We start from the raw sequence: 17,068 nt of genomic DNA on the forward strand, positions 1-17,068 counted from the left end.
TTTTTATTAAATTAAGCCCTTAGTTTGATATCATTGAAGCCCCTTATCTAAAGCCTTTAAATTATCTTCCATAATCGAAAAGTAATCACGGTTGTTTTTAATATCTTCTGATGTTCGAGTTGATAAATTATGAAGAACAAGTGGCTCTGCTCCAATTTCATTCTGAACAATTTCAGTTATTTTTGAACTAACATTTTGTTCGAAAAAGATATAATTTAGCCCAAGTTTTTTTGCAGTTTTAATAATGTTTTCAAGGTCTTTTTGTGAAGGTTCACTTGAAGTAGTTAACCCTGATACGCTAATTTGTTCCAAGCCATATCGGGATTCCCAATAACCGTATGCGGCATGTGAGACAATGATTTCTTTATTTTTCGCTTTATCGATTACTTCAGTAAATTGGTCATTTAACACATCAAGCTTTTCTGCCAATGCCTCATAATTTTTCGTGAATTCCTCTTCTTTTTCGGGTAACTTGGCGATTAGTGCCTCTTTAATAGAAAGGGCCATTTCCTTTGCATATAACGGATCGATCCAAATATGAGGATCAACATCCCCATGACTATGACCGGTTTCTTTTTTAGAATGCCCTTCATCAGGCTGCTGAGCAAAAGCTTCCGTTGTTAATAATTTGTCACCAGTAGAAACCATTGTCACATCTTCACCTTTAAAAGTGTCCTTTGCTTTCTCGACAAAACCTTCTAGGCCGAGTCCTACATAGAAAAATAAATCTGAGTCAGCTAAGGCCATCATATCTTTTTGAGAGGGATCAAAGGTGTGTTCATCTGAACCTGGTGGATAAATCGTTTCAACATATATAGCGTCTCCGCCTATTTCTTCTGTAAAGTATTGTAATGGATAAACTGTTGTATATACAGTTAATTTATTTTCGTCATTTGTTAGAGTATCAGCATGTTTGTTTTCTTCCCCACATGCAGCCAGAATTGTGCTAATGGGTAATAATAGGCATATTAATAAAAATAGCTTTTTCATTGTTTTTCTCCTTTCATCCCCTTGTAAATCGAATTCATTACGATTTACCTTGTATAATTATTATTGTCTGTTTTTTTTATTAAATTATGTTAATTCGCAATCATTACGATTATACCTAAGTAATCATACAAAAAATACTTCATAATTGCAAGATGCAAAAAAAACTAGTATTATATAAGAAATTTACTTAGGAGACGGTGCCAACATGAGAATTTTAGATGAAGTATTAGCGTTTAACGAGGAATTTGTTGCCGAGAAAAAATATGAAAAGTATGCAACAGACAAACTTCCAAATAAAAAGATGGTTATTTTAACCTGTATGGATACCCGTTTAGTTGAGTTATTGCCACGTGCGTTAAATGCACGTAACGGGGATATTAAATTAGTTAAAAATGCGGGTGCACTCATTGCCCATCCATTTGGAAGTGTCATGAGAAGTATTTTAGTAGCCTTATATCAATTACAAGCAGAAGAAGTACTTGTAATCGGGCATCATGACTGCGGAATGGGTGGACTAAAAGCTGATGAAATGATTGGGCATATGAAGCAAAGGGGTGTAACCCAGGAAACATTAGATACATTAGAGTACTCTGGAATCGATTTTCAAAATTGGTTAAAAGGTTTTAGTAAGGTAGAAGATAGTGTAGCACACAGTGTTGATGTGATTAAGAATCATCCTTTATTACCTACTGATGTTCCTGTACATGGATTAGTGATTGATCCAGCAACAGGAAAATTAGATTTAGTCGTCAACGGTTATGAAAGTAAATAAAAAAATAGAGAGTGCGAAGACAAAACTTTGTTTTGCGCCTCTCTATTTTTTGATTATGAATGATGATTATCTTTTCCAATCAAACCAGGCCAACTTTCTGGTACTTTATCAATTCCACCTGGATGTAAAGGATTGCATTTTAATATTCGCTTAATTGTTAAATAGCCACCTTTAAAAGCGCCAAAACGTTTTACGGATTCTATTCCATAATGAGAACAAGTTGGATAAAATCGACAGGTTGGCGGCTTTAAGGGGGATATAAAGGTTTGATAAAACCGAATAAGACCAATAAAAATGGATCTAAACATAAAAGATTCCTTCTTTTTCAGAAATTTGCTTAGAGAGCAATATTATAAAATAGGTGACAGCAATCTTGAGATTGATTCTTTAAAACGAATTTTTAACGAACGTTGCTCATATTCCTCAAGTGTTAATTCTGTTGACACAACAATGTCTTTGTTAAAGCTTTCTGTCAATGAGGAAGCTATTTCTTCATCGTAAAGAAATGCATTTACTTCAAAATTTAATTTGAAGCTTCTAACATCAATATTAGCTGTTCCGACAGAAGCTAATTTTCCATCAATAATTATTGTTTTCGCGTGGATAAATCCATTATCATAAATATAAGCCTTCGCTCCTGCTTTGAGCATTTCGCCAATATAAAAATAGGTAGCCCAATAAACAAAAGGATGGTCTGGCTTATTCGGAATCATGATCCGGACATCCTTGCCTGTTAAACTAGCAATTCGTAAGGAGTCTAGAAGGCTGGCATCGGGAATAAAGTAAGGCGTTTGAATTAGAATGGATTCACGCGCATAGGAAATCATTTTAATATAGCCGTATTTAATATGTTCCCATTCTGAATCAGGTCCGCTTGTAACTATTTGCATACTCGTCTGTCCCTGGGATTGAATACTTGGAAATAGATTTGGAGAGTAAGCGATATCGTTACTTTCGGAAGCTTGATTCCAGTCTAGAATAAATCTTGTCTGGATGGCATGAACAGAGTTTCCAACCATTCTCAGATGGGTATCCCGCCAATAGCCGAATCTTTTATTCAATCCTAAATATTCATCACCGACATTAAATCCTCCAACATAGCCAACTTTCCCATCAATAATGACTAACTTCCGATGGTTGCGGTAATTAATTCGAAAATTAATAAGCGGAAAGCTTGAAGGAAAAAACGCCTCTACTTCACCACCAGCAGCGATTAAGCTTCGAAAGTGTTTTTTTCGTGTACCACGGGAACCTAAGTCATCGTAGAGGATTCTCACTTTTACACCTTGCTTAGCCTTTTCAGTTAAAAGTTGTATCAATTGCCCACCTAAATTGTCATTTTTAAAAATATAATATTGCAAGTGAATGGTATTGTTAGCGTTTTTAATATCCTCAAAAAGAGAACGAAATTTTTTATTTCCATCGGTAAAAATTTGAATCTGATTATTGGTTGTTAAAATTGCATCATTATTATCTAAAAGCATATAAATAAGGCCTTTATAGTCTTGAAATAATTCATTTGGGGGTGTAAACCGCTGGGAGTGGAAATGGTCCAATTGCTCTGAAATTATTTCTTCAATGCCAATTTTTTTTCGGTCTTCCCATTGGAATAGATGCCCTTTTGGTAGTTTTTTTCCTAAAATTAAATATAAAATAAATCCTAAAATCGGAATGAAATATAGCACCAAGAGCCAGGCCCAAGTGGATCCAGCATTTCTCTTTTCTAAAAAGATTACAATGGTTGCAAAAATCATATTTAAAATTAATATTAAAGTACCTAAAAGCGTTAAAAGATCAACATTATGGAAAATGTCTGTCATTATGATTCCTCATGTTTCTGTTTTTTTTCTTTGGGCAATGGATCAACGGTATGTTTGAATTGATAGGCCTTGGATGTTGTGATCACACATAAAAAAAGTACAATAGCGAAAATAATGCCTGAAATAATTAAAATAGTTGTAAACAAGGACACTCCCTCCTTTTTTATATTTTAACATGTTGAAGAAAAGTTTCCCCTTAAAATACTCATAATACATGATTTCAAATAAAATTTCTTTATCAACTTTATCAGGCTTAACGGACAGTGAGATTTCCACTGATGGCAGCTTCCCTTTATAAAAGGTTGATTGTGGTAAGGATGTTTCTATTTATACTGGGCATCTTATAGAAGGGAGGTTGATGAAATGAATCAAGAATTAATTGGTGCTGTGAATAAACAAGTAGCAAACTGGATGGTTCTTTATACTAAATTGCATCATTTTCATTGGTATGTAAAAGGCAATCACTTTTTTACATTGCATGAAAAGTTTGAAGAGCTATATGATGAGGCCAATGAGCATATTGATGAGCTGGCAGAGAGAATTTTAACAATTAGTGGGAACCCGGTTTCAACTTTAAAGGAATGCCTTGAGATTTCTTCTATTAAGGAAGCTAAAGGGAATGAATCAGAAGAAGATATGGTCCGTGAAACCATTACTGATTTTCAAACGATTATTGGTGAATGTCAGTCAGCGATGGAATTGGCTGAAAAGGCAAATGATGAAGGTACAAGTGATATGCTATTAGGGGTAATCGGTGGGTTGCAAAAACATGTATGGATGTTAAATGCTTATTTAGGCTAAAATTTATGGATGCTTAAGCTGTTTGAAGCCAAAGCATCCTTTTTTTTTTGTCCTTAGAAAAAACATAAGGAGGACTGCCTTAGTTATAGGCAGTCTAATAAATGATGGTTGATATGTATACTACTTAATGAATATTCCGTTGATTTAAAATAGGACTTGGTCGTTGCCCATAATCCTCTTTTGCAAATTTGCCTTTTAAACTTTCAATCAGATATAACCCCATTAATGTGTAAAGCTCTTGTTCGTCCATTTCCTGGATTAATCTTAATAAATCCTCGCGAGTCATTTCTTCAAGAAATGCAAACGCTAACATATCAATGTCCTCTTCATCGCCTGTTAATTTATCACGATACAATTCAAACAGTTCATCCACTAGCTTCATTTTTATCACCCCTATCTATAGTATATATCTACGCAGCGATTTTTACGACAAAAAGCGGAGAATACGGCTTAATTCATTGGGAAGAATTCCGTTTCTATATTTATTTTAGTGATTGTCAAAAAGGAGTGAAGGTTTCTTCAGGTTCTTCAAAGTTTGTTGTTTAAGAACCTCGATATTTCAACATGCTGAGAGGTTCAAATTGGTGAAATTAGATTAACTTGACTTTCTCCCTTAAATAAATCAATCAGGTTCTCTGAACTAACCATTAGTGAGGGAGAAGAACCCCCCCTCACTGATGGAAGTTTCACTTTATCATTACCCGATATTATGAAAAAAATGTTTATTTATGAATTGTAACATGAAAGGGTAAACTAATCCTTATCATATAGTGAAAGGACGAAGATTATGGAAGGGAAAAAAACGTATTATATTAACATCTCATCTGGTGAAATTAGTCAAAGTCTGTTTGACTCTCCTTGGAATTTCCAAATCGAAGCAACACCTAATGAAATCCAAACGCTAAGACAATACTTTGATGAAAATGAAGCAGGAGATTTTCCTAACTTTTTAAGGGCCCATATTCCATTTCGTGAATATCACTATGATGAAGTCAATGATCGGCAAGACGAGGCACTTCAACAAATTTATGAATTTATTTATCAACGCGGAGATGAAGAAACAAAGCAACTCATTGACAGTATGAATATACTAAAGAATAAGTAATTGCTTGACCACTTAACTTCCATCTATAATAGAATAAGTGAGGTGTTTGGATGGAAACGTTTGAAGATGTAAATGGGTGTACGGTTCAATTATCGTTTGTAAGAGATGCATTTTCTAAAGAGGTAGAACATGTACTAGTTATCTGTAGATTCTATGATCAATGGCTATTAACGAAACATAAAGAAAGAGGCTATGAGTTTCCAGGCGGTAAGAGGGAAGCAGGAGAGACACTCGAGGAAGCGGCAAAAAGGGAAGTCAACGAAGAGACAGGAGCTAGTTTAAATAGCTTAGAATTTATTGGCGAATATAAAGTATCAGATGAAAAGGGTTCCTTCGTAAAAGCGATTTTTATAGGTGAAGTAGAAAAGCTCGAGCCAAAAACAAATTATTTCGAAACCAATGGACCAGTACTTGTGAGTGGGGATCTTCTTACTCTTCGCATGCAGGATTCCTATAGCTTTATTATGAAGGACAAGGTGATTGAAAAGGTAATCAATAAAATTCAAGAAAAAAACGGCTAACAGCCGCTTTGAATAGAATATTTATAGGGAATTTTTAATCAGTCTCTTTTCTAATAAATCAACAAGTTGATACATAATCGTTGCTAATATTGCTATCACAAACAGAGCGAGGAAGACAAGAGAAAAATTAAACACTTGGAATCCGTAAATAATCATATAGCCAAGTCCACGAGATGAGACTAGGAACTCACCAACAATGACACCAACCCAGGATAATCCAACATTTACTTTTAGGGTTGAGATAATTGTTGGAAAGGAGGCTGGTAAAATCGCTTCCTTAAATGATTGAGTCCGGGTCGCCCCAAATGTACGAAGAACTTTAATATAATTGGGATCAACCTCTCGGAACGATGTATAGACAACGATCGTTGTAATAATGATAGAAATTAAAGCTCCCATTGCCATTATAGATGTGAAGTTTGGTCCTAGTGCCACAATAAGGATCGGTCCTAGTGCAATCTTTGGCATTGCATTTAATACAACTAAATAAGGATCCAAAACTTTAGATAGCCTAGGCGACCACCAAAGAATTGCTGCAAGGATTGTTCCAAGAATGGTTCCCAACAGAAATCCAAAAATGGTTTCGCCTAGTGTGACACTAGAGTCTAGTATGAGAGAGCCATCTTGGATTTTTGTCATAAACAAATCCCAAACTTTAGATGGAGAACTAAAAATCAGTGGATCAATCCATTGCATTTTACTAGCAATCTCCCAGCCGCTAAAGAACACGAAAAAAATGATCATTTGGTAAAAACGGACCCAGCGTTTTTCTCTTTTTAGTGAAGAAATATAATTTTTATGAAGTTGTTCGATTTTAGTCTGCGTTTTCAAGGGACTCCAACTCCTTCCAAATGATTTGAAATAATTGTTGGTATTGTTCGTGATTACGAGCATGAAATGGAGGGAGGTTGCGCAATTCTTCGGGAACTAGAAAGGCCTTATGGATTTGACCTGGGCGGGCAGAGAATAGAAAGATACGATCACTCATTGCTATCGCTTCGCCAATATCATGAGTAACTAAAATAGCTGTTTTATTAAAAGCCTTTAAAGTTTCCGATACAAGGTCTTCTAGACGAAGTTTCGTTTGAAAATCGAGCGCAGAAAAGGGCTCATCAAGCATTAATAATTTCGGTTGGGTCGCTAAAGTTCTTACTAAGGCAACACGCTGTCTCATCCCGCCAGAAAGTTGTTTAGGATATTGATTTTCGACGTCATGTAACCCCATTTTATTAAGAAGCTTGAGAGTCTGTTGTTTTTTATCTTGATCTAATTGGTTGCTGATTTTTAAACCAAGTAAAACATTTTCCTCAATTGTTTTCCACGGAAACAAATAATCCTGTTGAAGCATATAACCAATATCATTTTTCTTCGTATCAATTGACTTACCCTCTAATGTAACAACCCCCTCTGTTGGTCGCAGTAAGCCTGCAATGATTGAAAGCAAGGTTGTTTTTCCGCATCCACTTGGACCGAGAAAGGAGATAAACTCACCTTCCTCAATCATAAGGGAAATATTAGAGAGGGCAGTTGTTGCTTGTTTTTTCGTAAAATAAGTATGACCGACATCTTTAATTTTTAAAAATCCCATGATTTGCCCTCCTTGAAGAATCTGCTGAAAAGACGGCATTACTCCATTACTTTTTTAGCAAACTCCGTGTTGACCAGCTCATCATAATCAACGCGCTTTGGGAGTTCACCTGCTTCATTCATAATGTTTTGTAGGTTTTCCCACTCATCTTCATCTAGGATTGGATTTGTCGCAAAGGATTCTTGATTTTTATATCGTTCAATTGAGGATTCAATAATGTCTAAGTCTGTGTCTGTGAAGTAGTTTTTAATCAATTTAGCGGTATCAGCGGAGCTATTTTCATACACCCATTGTTGCGCTTTATAAATTGCACGAGTAAATTTTTCAACTGTCTCATCATTTTTTGTTAAATAGCTATCCTTTGTCATAAATGTTGTATATGGAACATGCCCTGACTCAGTGCCAAAGGATGCGACAATATAGCCTCTGCCTTCTTTTTCAAACATGCTTGCTTGTGGTTCGAATAATTGAACAAAATCGCCTGTCCCTGAGATATACGCATTAGCGATGTTTGCAAAGTCAATATTTTGAATTAAATTTAAATCAGTATGGGGGTTGATGTCATGTTGTTTTAGGACAAACTCACCAACCATTTGCGGCATGCCGCCTTTTCTTTGACCAAGAAAGTCACTGTCTATCAACATATCCCAACTGAAATCTTCAATTTTTTCTCTTGAGACGAGAAAAGTTCCATCTGTTTGTGTAAGTTGTGCGAAGTTAATGATGGGGTCGGTTGAGCCTTGAGCCGATACGTAAATTGAAGTTTCGGAACCAACGAGAGCAATATCTGCTCCACCAGAAATAAGTGCTGTCATGGTTTTATCTCCACCCCAAACCGTTGTTACTTGAACGTCCAGCCCTTCATCTTCAAAAAAGCCTTGTTCAACGGCTACATATAATGGAGCATAAAAAACAGAGCGGGTTACTTCAGCTACACGAACCTTTTCTAAATCTGAATTTCCAGAACTGCCAAAATTACAAGCAGCTAATCCAACCATTAAAACAAAAACAATGAATGGGAATAAGATCTTCTTCCACCTTTTCAAATCTAAGGCCCTCCCTTAAAGTTAACCTAATTTAATAAGCCTAGATTATTGTATGAAAAAAGGGAAAAATGTGTGAATGCCTACCTATGATAGGAAATAAAACATAAACAGCCCATCAACATATTAATTGAGGATGGGCTGTATGATTCAAGTTATTTTCCGATAAACATCTGTGTCCAATGATTGCCACTCGGTTCGTATCCGACCCCGATATGTGTGAAGTTACGATTTAAAATATTACGACGGTGTCCTTCACTATTCATCCAGGCATTTACCACATCTTGTGGGGTTCTTTGACCTTGGGCGATATTTTCCCCGGCTGCACGGTAAGTCACGCCAAAGTCTCTCATCATGTCAAAAGGAGATCCGTAAGTTGGACTTGTATGTGAGAAATAACCGTTTTGTTGCATATCATTGGATTTTGTTTGAGCGACATTGCTTAATCTTGTATCGATTTGTAAATCAGGGACTCCATTTCGGCGACGCTGGTCATTGGTTAAATCAACAACTTGTCTTGCATATTGACTTATATTGCCTGAAACTTGATTTTGATTTATATCTGTTTGTTGCTGGTTGTTTTGATTCGGTTGTGTAACTGGTTCCTGTTCTGTTTGTCTCCGCTGCCTATAGCCATAACGATCTTGATTTTGGCGATACCTGTTGAATCGATTCTCTTGATTTTCATCGGCAGGAGCATATCTGTATCTTGCATCCTGGGTTCGAATCGCTTTTGTATGAGGAAAGTTGTTGCTTGATTTTGATGTATAAACGGCTGTGGAAATAGAGCCATTCCGATTGTTCGCTGAATTGGAATTGTACTCATTTCCGCCTTTTCGATTCCTATAATTCTCTGTTAACGGTCCACGATGGTCGATTAAATTATCATCATGATCGTCAGCAAAAATTCCTTCACGATCCAATACATTTAAGCGATTATTGTTGTTATTTCCTGTGTTACCTGTTTGGTTTGTACGGTAATTTACTCTATTTAAATAACTGTCATCGCCGTTGTTGCGATTTATCGTGTTGTTTCCATTTCCATTTTGGACGTCCATTGCTGCATTGTCATTTCCATTATTACAAGCGGCCAGTCCTAGCACAAGAATAGGTGCAATTAAAACCCCTAAATTTCTTTTTATCAATGGTATTACCTCCTTTTTAATGTGGATACCTCTATATTTTTGCAGTAATCCTGCAAAAGTATTGATGGGAATAACCGTTTAATTTGGGAGTACATATTTAAAGAATGTATCTAATTTAAAATCGATTGGTCTATAGAAGGAAATATGGTAAAATTAGAAAATGTCAATAAGCACGGAATGTATATCTACATTTTCAAGAAAGAAGGGTAATTGGGTGATTGTTAAAACAGAAGAAGATTTAAAAAGCTTGCAAGAAGTTGGAAAAATCATGGGTACGATCCGGGATGAAATGATTAAAATAACAAAGCCGGGTGTAACCACTAAGGAATTAGATGATTTTGCTGGAACACTATTTGAAAAATATGGAGCTATCTCAGGTCCAAAAGGGGAGTACGACTTCCCGGGATTTACTTGTATTAGTGTTAATGAAGAAGTTGCCCATGGAATTCCAGGTAATCGTGTGATTCAAGAAGGCGATTTAGTCAATATCGATGTGTCTGGATCAAAAAATGGGTACTTTGCTGATACAGGTCTATCTTTTGTCGTTGGAAATGGCGATCAAGTCCTTTATAAAATTTGTGATGTTGCTAAAAAGGCATTTGAAGCAGGTTTAACGAAGTTTAAAGTCGGTGGACGAAAAAATGCTATTGGTAAGGCTGTTTATCAAACGGCAAGGGCAAACGGTCTTACGGTCATCATGAATTTAACTGGACATGGCGTAGGCCGTGCTTTACATGAAGCACCTGACCATATTTTGAATTATTATGATTCATGGGATAAAGAATTATTAAAAGAAGGTCAAGTGATTGCCTTTGAACCCTTTATTTCAACGGGTGCAGAAGAGGTATACCAAAAAAGTGATGGTTGGACATACGCAACAGAAGATAAAAGCTTCGTTGCACAAATTGAACACACCATCATTGTAACCAAAAATGGTCCACTGATAATTACACAGTAAAACATTAACAAAATCCCTTCGTGTAAACGTTGGGATTTTTGTTAATAGTTACTATCAGATATAATAGATTAAACAACATAAATGAATAGGTGAACATATGAACAGCACAATAATAAATAAACAAAAATTTCCCTCACCCCATCCGGGGATTGAGCTATCAATTGTGACGTATGACGTAAATGGATTAAAGGTAAAAGGACTTTTAGCTGAGCCGAAAGATGATCACGTTTATGATGGCTTTTTGTATTTAAGAGGTGGAATTAAAAATGTCGGTATGGTCAGACCAAGCAGAATTGTTCAATTTGCTTCAGAAGGTTTTATTGTCTTTGCTCCTTTTTATCGGGGAAATCGAGGTGGAGAGGGAAATGAAGATTTTGCTGGTGAAGACCGTGAGGATGCGTTTGCGGGTTTTGAATTATTGTCGTCAATGGATCGAGTGAAAAAAGTTCATGTTTTTGGGTTTTCTCGCGGCGGAGTGATGGCTCTATTAACAGCAATCCAGTATGCGGAAGCTGCTTCGGTGGTTTCTTGGGCTGGTGTTAGTGATATGAGCTTAACTTATGAAGAACGGAAAGACTTAAGGAGAATGATGAAAAGAGTAATTGGCGGGACTCCAACAAAGGTTCCCGAACAGTATGAAATCCGTACTCCTTTATACGAATTAGAACACTTAGAGGTACCTGTCTTAATTATTCATGGGAGAAAGGATATAAATGTTTCAGTAGAACATGCTTACCGATTAGAAAAAAGATTAATTGAATTAAATAAAAGTGTGGAAACCTGGTATTTTGATGAATTTACTCACTTTTTTCCTCCTGTTATGAATCGGAAAATCGTTTCAGATTTAGGCGCTTGGATGAAAAAGCAAAGAGATAGATGAAAGCAAAGTTACCTTTAAATTTTAAGGAGGGCTATTATGGGGATGCCATTAGAACTAAATACGATGATCGTCACAAAAGGAAAAGAAGATAAAGTTGGAGATAATGAGTATGTATTGAAAAAACAGGATTATCGGTTATATCCACTTGATATACCAATCGAAATAAAAAAAACAATAGACAGTGAAAAAAGCGCAAAAGCAATGATTAAAAAGGTTGTATGGGAGAATAATATAACAACCATTACTTATCAATTAATACGCTAATGTTCAACAATATTAAAGCCGTAATGCAGAGGTACATTACGGCTTTAATTAAATATTTTGACACATTTATTTGTTTAAGCATCTAATTAGGCAATTGGACCGCCTTTTTCAATGATTTCTGATGCAACATGGGTGAATTTTTCAAAATTGGTACGGAACTTTTGTGCCAATTCTTTTGCTTTTTCTTCATATTGCGCTTGGTCATTCCATGTAAGATTAGGCTGTAGCACTTGATCTGGTACACCAGGGACGTGCAAAGGAATATCTAGACCGAAAATTTCGTCTTTTTTCGTTTCGACATTTGACAGTTCACCTTCAAGTGCAGCTTGAATCATCGCACGAGTATAGCTTAATTTCATACGGTTTCCAACACCATATACGCCGCCCGTCCAGCCTGTATTTACTAGGAATACATTAGCGTTATGCTGACTAATTTTTTCTCCTAGCATTTCAGCGTAACGTGTTGCAGGGAGTGGTAAGAATGGTGCTCCAAAGCACGTGGAAAAAGTGGCTTCTGGAGAAGTAACTCCTCGTTCTGTTCCTGCAAGTTTAGAAGTATATCCGCTTAAGAAATGATACATCGCTTGTTCTTTTGTTAATTTTGAAATCGGAGGCAATACGCCAAATGCATCTGCTGTTAGGAAAACGATTGTATTTGGGTGACCGGCGACACTCGGATCAACAATATTATCAATCGCGTGTAAGGAATACGCAGCACGGGTATTTTCTGTTAAAGATCCGTTGTCATAATCAGCGATTCTTGACTCTTCGTTAAGTACCACATTCTCGAGTACAGACCCAAAACGAATTGCATCAAAAATTTGTGGTTCTTTTTCACGAGAAAGATTAATACATTTTGCATAGCAACCGCCTTCAATATTAAACACTCCATTGTTCGTCCAGCCGTGTTCATCGTCACCAATTAATTTTCTGTTCGGATCTGTTGATAAGGTAGTCTTTCCGGTACCTGATAAACCGAAGAAAAGGGCAACATCTCCTTCACTGCCAACATTTGCAGAACAATGCATGGGTAGGATCTCATTTTCAGGTAATAAATAGTTCATAACGGAGAAAATTGATTTTTTGATTTCACCGGCATACTCCGTTCCGCCAATCAATACCGTTCTCTGCTCAAAGGATATAATAATGAATGTTTCTGATTGGGTCCCATCAATGACTGGATCAGCCTTGAAGTTAGGGGCTGAAATGACTGTAAAACCAGCCTGATGTCCAGCCAACTCTTCTTCAGAAGGGCGGATAAACAGCTGGTGTGCAAATAGGTTATGCCAGGCAAATTCATTAATAACTTGAATTGGAAGGCGATTATTTTTATCGGCTCCGGCAAATCCTCTGAAAACAAAGATTTCTTCTTTTTCTTTTAAATAGTCTAAAACCTTATTGTAAAGGTTCGTAAATACTTCCTTCGAAATCGGTTGATTAATAGTGCCCCAGTCAATTTTGTCCTTTACAGATTCCTCTTTAACAATATATTTATCTTTTGGGGATCTCCCTGTGTATTTTCCTGTTGTTGCCATAATGGCTCCTGTTGATGTTAACTTACCTTCATTCCGAGATAATACTTTTTCAACAAGCTGCGGAACAGATAGTTGAATATGAATGTTTTTGCCCTTTAGAAATTGTGTAATTTCATGTTCAATGCTTACAAAACTCATCGGGTCGATACCTTCCTTTATATAATATTTAGATTATTCAGAGTGATCTTTATTATAAAAATAGTATATCACAATTATTTCAATAATCTATACTAGTGAAAAAGATTTTTTCTTCTATATGGGATATGTTAACCCTCCTTTCTTTCATGAAAATGGATAAGCTCATTGACACAATCTCATCAGTACGATAACATGTTAAGTTGAACGGATACTCTCTTATCCTGAGCTGGTGGAGGGACAGACCCTATGAAACCCAGCAACCTGCTTATCTATACGTGAAATTGCTTAGCTAATTCTCGTTAGAAAAGTAAAGGTGCTAATCTGCTGCAAGGAAATCTTCCTTGAACGATAAGAGTGAAGGGCGAGAATTATTTACTTCAACCTTTTCACTTATTGAAAAGGTTTTTTTATTTTGTATAGAAATGCAACGAGTGAATTATAAACCCATAATTTTTCCATACTACTTAGGAAGTATGAGTTCCGTATCAAATAGCCTTTAGCCTATATAAGGAGGAAATTAGATTGTCTAAACGACGTTTGTTTACTTCGGAGTCAGTAACGGAAGGTCATCCTGATAAAATTTGTGATCAAATCTCGGATTCTATTTTAGATGCTATTATTGCCCAGGACCCCAATGCGCGTGTTGCTGCCGAAACTTCTGTGAACACTGGATTAGTTTTAGTTGCTGGGGAAATTACTACCTCAACCTATGTTGATATACCCAAAATTGTTCGTCAAACGATAAAGGATATTGGCTATACAAGAGCCAAATATGGTTTTGACTCTGAAACATGTGCCGTCCTAACTTCCATTGATGAACAATCACCAGATATCGCAATGGGGGTTGATAAAGCATTGGAAGCCCGTGAAGGAAGCATGACGGAAGAAGAAATTGATGCAATCGGTGCCGGTGACCAAGGTTTAATGTTTGGATTTGCGTGTAATGAAACAAAAGAGTTAATGCCTCTGCCGATTTCTCTATCTCATAAGCTTGCACGACGTCTAACTGAAGTTAGAAAAGAAGAAATATTACCCTACCTTCGTCCCGATGGAAAAACACAAGTAACTGTTGAGTATGACGAAAATAATCAACCTGTTCGTATTGATACGATCGTTATTTCAACTCAGCATGATCCTGAAATTGGTCTTGAACAAATCCAACGTGATTTAAAAGAGTTTGTTATAAAACCAGTAGTTCCAAACGGATTGATCGATGAGCAAACAAAATACTTTATTAATCCAACGGGAAGATTTGTGATTGGTGGGCCTCAAGGAGACGCCGGACTAACAGGCAGAAAGATTATTGTTGACACGTATGGCGGTTATGCACGTCATGGCGGAGGTGCTTTTTCTGGAAAAGATCCTACAAAAGTTGATCGTTCAGCCGCATATGCAGCTCGTTATGTTGCTAAAAATATTGTTGCTGCAGGGTTGGCTGATAAAGTAGAAGTGCAACTTGCCTACGCAATAGGTGTAGCTCGTCCAGTATCGATCTCGATCGATACTTTTGAAACAGGAACAGTGAGCGAGGATGTCTTAGTTGATCTAGTCAATAAACATTTTGATCTACGTCCTGCGGGAATTATTAAAATGTTAGATTTACGCCGTCCGATTTATAAACAGACAGCTGCCTATGGACATTTTGGCCGTACAGATGTTGATTTACCATGGGAGCGTACAGATAAAGTAAACCTACTGCGTGAACAAGCAGGGGTATAGTAATTGGTAGTAGAAAAGGGGTGTGCTGTATGATAAGCACGCCCCTTTTTTTCATGGATCTTGGATGCAGTTAGATAAATAGAAGATACTAAGATTATAAACTTATTTTTGTCAGGCTTAACGGGCAGTAAGACCCCCACCTCAATATTCTGATTACAAATAAAAGAAGATAGGTGGGGGATCAACTGCCCGTAAAGCTCCGATTGGTGAAATAAGATTTATCTTTGGGCTTCAGCCCTTAGATAAATCAATCAGGCTCTACGTGACCAACCATCAGTGGGGGATGAAAGAAAACCCCCACTGATGGAAGTTTCACTTTATTGTAATGATTTATAATAGAGGCCTTTTTCAACATATTCTCTTCTAATTCGGTCCATATCAGCAATATCTTCTTGTGTGAGTTTACGAATGACTTTTGCAGGCCTTCCATAAGCTAAAGTTGCTGGAGGGATTTTTTTACCTTGTGGTACGAGACTACCTGCTCCAATGAATGCACCCTCACCAATTTCAGCTCCATCAAGAATAATGGACCCCATCCCGATAAGGGCATTTTCGTTAATCACACAACTATGAAGAATGACTCCATGGCCTACAGAAACTCCATCTTTAATAATAAGGGGGTTTTGAGGGCTTTGATGTAAAACGGAGTTATCTTGGATGTTTACCTTATTCCCGATTCTAGTAGGGGCAACGTCTCCACGGATTACGGTATTAAACCAGATGGATGATTCCTCCCCAATTTCAACATCACCAGTAACCGTAACAAAATCAGCTATAAATGCTGTCGAGGAAATTTTTGGGGTAATTCCGTTGTATGGATAAATCATAATACACGCTCCTTATTTTAAAAAGTCTGAACTTTAATATATATTTTACCATGTAATGTAAGGATATATTTGTCAAAAGATATGTTTTTAGGACATAATAGATGTACAATCATTTAATCAATTTTGTTTTAAGATGGAGGAAGAAACAATGTGGAAGTGGGAAGCGGAAGGTGAAGCTAAAGCGGTTGTTGTTATTGTACACGGCGCTTTTGAACATCATCGTCGTTATGGCTGGTTAATCGAAATGTGGCGTTTATCCGGTTTTCATGTCATCATGGGTGATCTTCCCGGTCAGGGAATGACAACAAGATCAAGCAGAGGCCATATTGATTCTTTTGATGAGTATATCTATGAAGTAAAGGATTGGATTCAGACAGCGTACCAATTTGAATTACCTGTTTTTTTAATCGGACATAGCATGGGTGGGTTAATCGCGATCCGTTTATTAGAAGAAGAAAAGTTGAACTTAGCTGGGGTAATCTTATCGTCACCTTGTTTGGGTTTATTACAAAGACCGTCAAAATTATTGGACCTATTATCGATGCCATTAAATATGATCATGCCGACTATAAGACTCAACTCTGGTGTGACAGTTGAAATGGCAACAAGAAATGATGATGTTCGCGATGCTGATTTAAATGACACCTTATATGTGACAAAAGTATCGATTAGATGGTATCGGGAGCTAATGGATAATATTAAACTTTCTTTTGAACAAATCGGACAAATTCAAGATATTCCTTTCCTAGTAATGCAAGGCGGAGAGGATAAAATTGTCAATAAAAATGCCGTCAAACATTGGTTTAATATTGTTCCATTGTCTGAGAAGCGATTTAAAGAATGGCCTAAATGTTATCATGAAATCTTTAATGAACCAGAACGGGAAGAAGTATTTGAATATGCCAAAGACTTTTTCAACAGTCAATTGAAGTCAATTGGTTATATTGTATAAGAGAGGGATC

20 protein-coding genes and 1 riboswitch are annotated in these 17,068 nt (G+C 36.6%); of the genes, 9 read left to right on the forward strand and 11 right to left on the reverse strand.

Translation table 11 applies throughout. The features are described 5' to 3' along the window. Positions 1-30: 30 nt before the first annotated feature. Positions 31-990, reverse strand: a complete 960-nt coding sequence (locus R4Z10_RS04430) for a zinc ABC transporter substrate-binding protein (protein WP_338471998.1) — start codon at positions 988-990, stop codon at positions 31-33. A gap of 205 nt (positions 991-1,195) precedes the next feature. Between R4Z10_RS04430 and R4Z10_RS04435 the strand changes: the two genes are divergently transcribed. Further along, positions 1,196-1,762, forward strand: coding sequence for a carbonic anhydrase (locus tag R4Z10_RS04435; RefSeq protein ID WP_338471999.1), 567 nt, complete (start codon positions 1,196-1,198; stop codon positions 1,760-1,762). Positions 1,763-1,815: 53 nt separating this feature from the next. Here R4Z10_RS04435 and yidD read toward each other — a convergent pair whose 3' ends face one another. The 3 genes from yidD to ytzI are packed head-to-tail and all read right to left on the reverse strand — an operon-like array spanning position 1,816 to position 3,734. Continuing rightward, positions 1,816-2,070 carry a membrane protein insertion efficiency factor YidD gene (gene yidD / locus R4Z10_RS04440; protein ID WP_338472000.1) on the reverse strand — a complete coding sequence of 85 codons (255 nt, stop codon included), beginning with the start codon at positions 2,068-2,070 and terminating at the stop codon, positions 1,816-1,818. Positions 2,071-2,112: 42 nt separating this feature from the next. After that, entirely contained in the window at positions 2,113-3,582 is a 1,470-nt protein-coding gene (cls, locus tag R4Z10_RS04445) for a cardiolipin synthase (RefSeq protein WP_338472001.1), read from the reverse strand. Beyond that, positions 3,582-3,734 (reverse strand): YtzI protein, encoded by a 153-nt coding sequence (ytzI, locus tag R4Z10_RS04450; RefSeq protein ID WP_338472002.1) that lies wholly within the window; start codon positions 3,732-3,734, stop codon positions 3,582-3,584. The genes cls and ytzI overlap by 1 nt, the downstream gene beginning before the upstream one ends. Positions 3,735-3,945: 211 nt before the next feature. Between ytzI and R4Z10_RS04455 the strand changes: the two genes are divergently transcribed. Beyond that, on the forward strand, positions 3,946-4,383 hold the full coding sequence (locus R4Z10_RS04455; RefSeq protein ID WP_338472003.1) for a DNA starvation/stationary phase protection protein: 438 nt from the start codon (positions 3,946-3,948) through the stop codon (positions 4,381-4,383). Between the two features lie 124 nt (positions 4,384-4,507). Here the strand turns inward: R4Z10_RS04455 and R4Z10_RS04460 are convergent, their stop codons facing one another. Next, positions 4,508-4,765 (reverse strand): DUF6154 family protein, encoded by a 258-nt coding sequence (locus R4Z10_RS04460; RefSeq protein WP_338472004.1) that lies wholly within the window; start codon positions 4,763-4,765, stop codon positions 4,508-4,510. A gap of 405 nt (positions 4,766-5,170) precedes the next feature. Here R4Z10_RS04460 and R4Z10_RS04465 point away from each other — a divergent pair, with 405 nt between their 5' ends. Further along, complete coding sequence (locus R4Z10_RS04465; protein WP_338472005.1) at positions 5,171-5,488, forward strand: hydrolase; 318 nt, start codon at positions 5,171-5,173, stop codon at positions 5,486-5,488. Positions 5,489-5,538: 50 nt separating this feature from the next. Beyond that, positions 5,539-6,009 (forward strand): RNA deprotection pyrophosphohydrolase, encoded by a 471-nt coding sequence (ytkD, locus tag R4Z10_RS04470; RefSeq protein ID WP_338472006.1) that lies wholly within the window; start codon positions 5,539-5,541, stop codon positions 6,007-6,009. A 21-nt stretch (positions 6,010-6,030) separates the two neighbouring features. Here ytkD and R4Z10_RS04475 read toward each other — a convergent pair whose 3' ends face one another. From R4Z10_RS04475 to R4Z10_RS04490, 4 genes are all read right to left on the reverse strand, one after another. Next, positions 6,031-6,840 (reverse strand): ABC transporter permease, encoded by an 810-nt coding sequence (locus tag R4Z10_RS04475; RefSeq protein WP_338472007.1) that lies wholly within the window; start codon positions 6,838-6,840, stop codon positions 6,031-6,033. Continuing rightward, complete coding sequence (locus tag R4Z10_RS04480; protein WP_338472008.1) at positions 6,824-7,597, reverse strand: ABC transporter ATP-binding protein; 774 nt, start codon at positions 7,595-7,597, stop codon at positions 6,824-6,826. Before R4Z10_RS04480 ends, R4Z10_RS04475 begins: the two co-directional genes overlap by 17 nt. 38 nt (positions 7,598-7,635) lie before the next feature. Next, the gene (locus tag R4Z10_RS04485; protein WP_338472009.1) at positions 7,636-8,643 is read right to left on the reverse strand and encodes an ABC transporter substrate-binding protein; all 1,008 of its coding nucleotides are present in this window, start codon (positions 8,641-8,643) and stop codon (positions 7,636-7,638) included. Positions 8,644-8,795: 152 nt separating this feature from the next. Continuing rightward, positions 8,796-9,785 (reverse strand): CAP domain-containing protein, encoded by a 990-nt coding sequence (locus R4Z10_RS04490; RefSeq protein WP_338472010.1) that lies wholly within the window; start codon positions 9,783-9,785, stop codon positions 8,796-8,798. 214 nt (positions 9,786-9,999) lie between these two features. Between R4Z10_RS04490 and map the strand changes: the two genes are divergently transcribed. From map to R4Z10_RS04505, 3 genes are all read left to right on the forward strand, one after another. Then, entirely contained in the window at positions 10,000-10,743 is a 744-nt protein-coding gene (map, locus tag R4Z10_RS04495; RefSeq protein ID WP_338472011.1) for a type I methionyl aminopeptidase, read from the forward strand. 97 nt (positions 10,744-10,840) lie between these two features. Continuing rightward, positions 10,841-11,623, forward strand: a complete 783-nt coding sequence (locus tag R4Z10_RS04500; RefSeq protein ID WP_338472012.1) for a prolyl oligopeptidase family serine peptidase — start codon at positions 10,841-10,843, stop codon at positions 11,621-11,623. A 36-nt stretch (positions 11,624-11,659) separates the two neighbouring features. Further along, positions 11,660-11,887 (forward strand): DUF2584 domain-containing protein, encoded by a 228-nt coding sequence (locus R4Z10_RS04505; protein ID WP_338472013.1) that lies wholly within the window; start codon positions 11,660-11,662, stop codon positions 11,885-11,887. 86 nt (positions 11,888-11,973) lie between these two features. Here R4Z10_RS04505 and pckA read toward each other — a convergent pair whose 3' ends face one another. Further along, positions 11,974-13,560 carry a phosphoenolpyruvate carboxykinase (ATP) gene (gene pckA, locus R4Z10_RS04510; RefSeq protein ID WP_338472014.1) on the reverse strand — a complete coding sequence of 529 codons (1,587 nt, stop codon included), beginning with the start codon at positions 13,558-13,560 and terminating at the stop codon, positions 11,974-11,976. A gap of 213 nt (positions 13,561-13,773) precedes the next feature. After that, positions 13,774-13,915, forward strand: a riboswitch (SAM riboswitch). Between the two features lie 167 nt (positions 13,916-14,082). Between pckA and metK the strand changes: the two genes are divergently transcribed. Then, on the forward strand, positions 14,083-15,279 hold the full coding sequence (gene metK, locus R4Z10_RS04515) for a methionine adenosyltransferase (RefSeq protein WP_338472015.1): 1,197 nt from the start codon (positions 14,083-14,085) through the stop codon (positions 15,277-15,279). A gap of 317 nt (positions 15,280-15,596) precedes the next feature. Here metK and R4Z10_RS04520 read toward each other — a convergent pair whose 3' ends face one another. Then, on the reverse strand, positions 15,597-16,106 hold the full coding sequence (locus tag R4Z10_RS04520) for a gamma carbonic anhydrase family protein (protein ID WP_338472016.1): 510 nt from the start codon (positions 16,104-16,106) through the stop codon (positions 15,597-15,599). Positions 16,107-16,254: 148 nt separating this feature from the next. On the opposite strand from R4Z10_RS04520, the gene R4Z10_RS04525 reads away from it, so the two are divergent. Beyond that, positions 16,255-17,058, forward strand: a complete 804-nt coding sequence (locus tag R4Z10_RS04525; RefSeq protein ID WP_338472017.1) for an alpha/beta hydrolase — start codon at positions 16,255-16,257, stop codon at positions 17,056-17,058. The last annotated feature ends 10 nt before the right edge of the window (positions 17,059-17,068 follow it).

The organism is Niallia sp. XMNu-256, assembly GCF_036670015.1.
Lineage (GTDB): Bacteria > Bacillota > Bacilli > Bacillales > Cytobacillaceae > Bacillus_BD.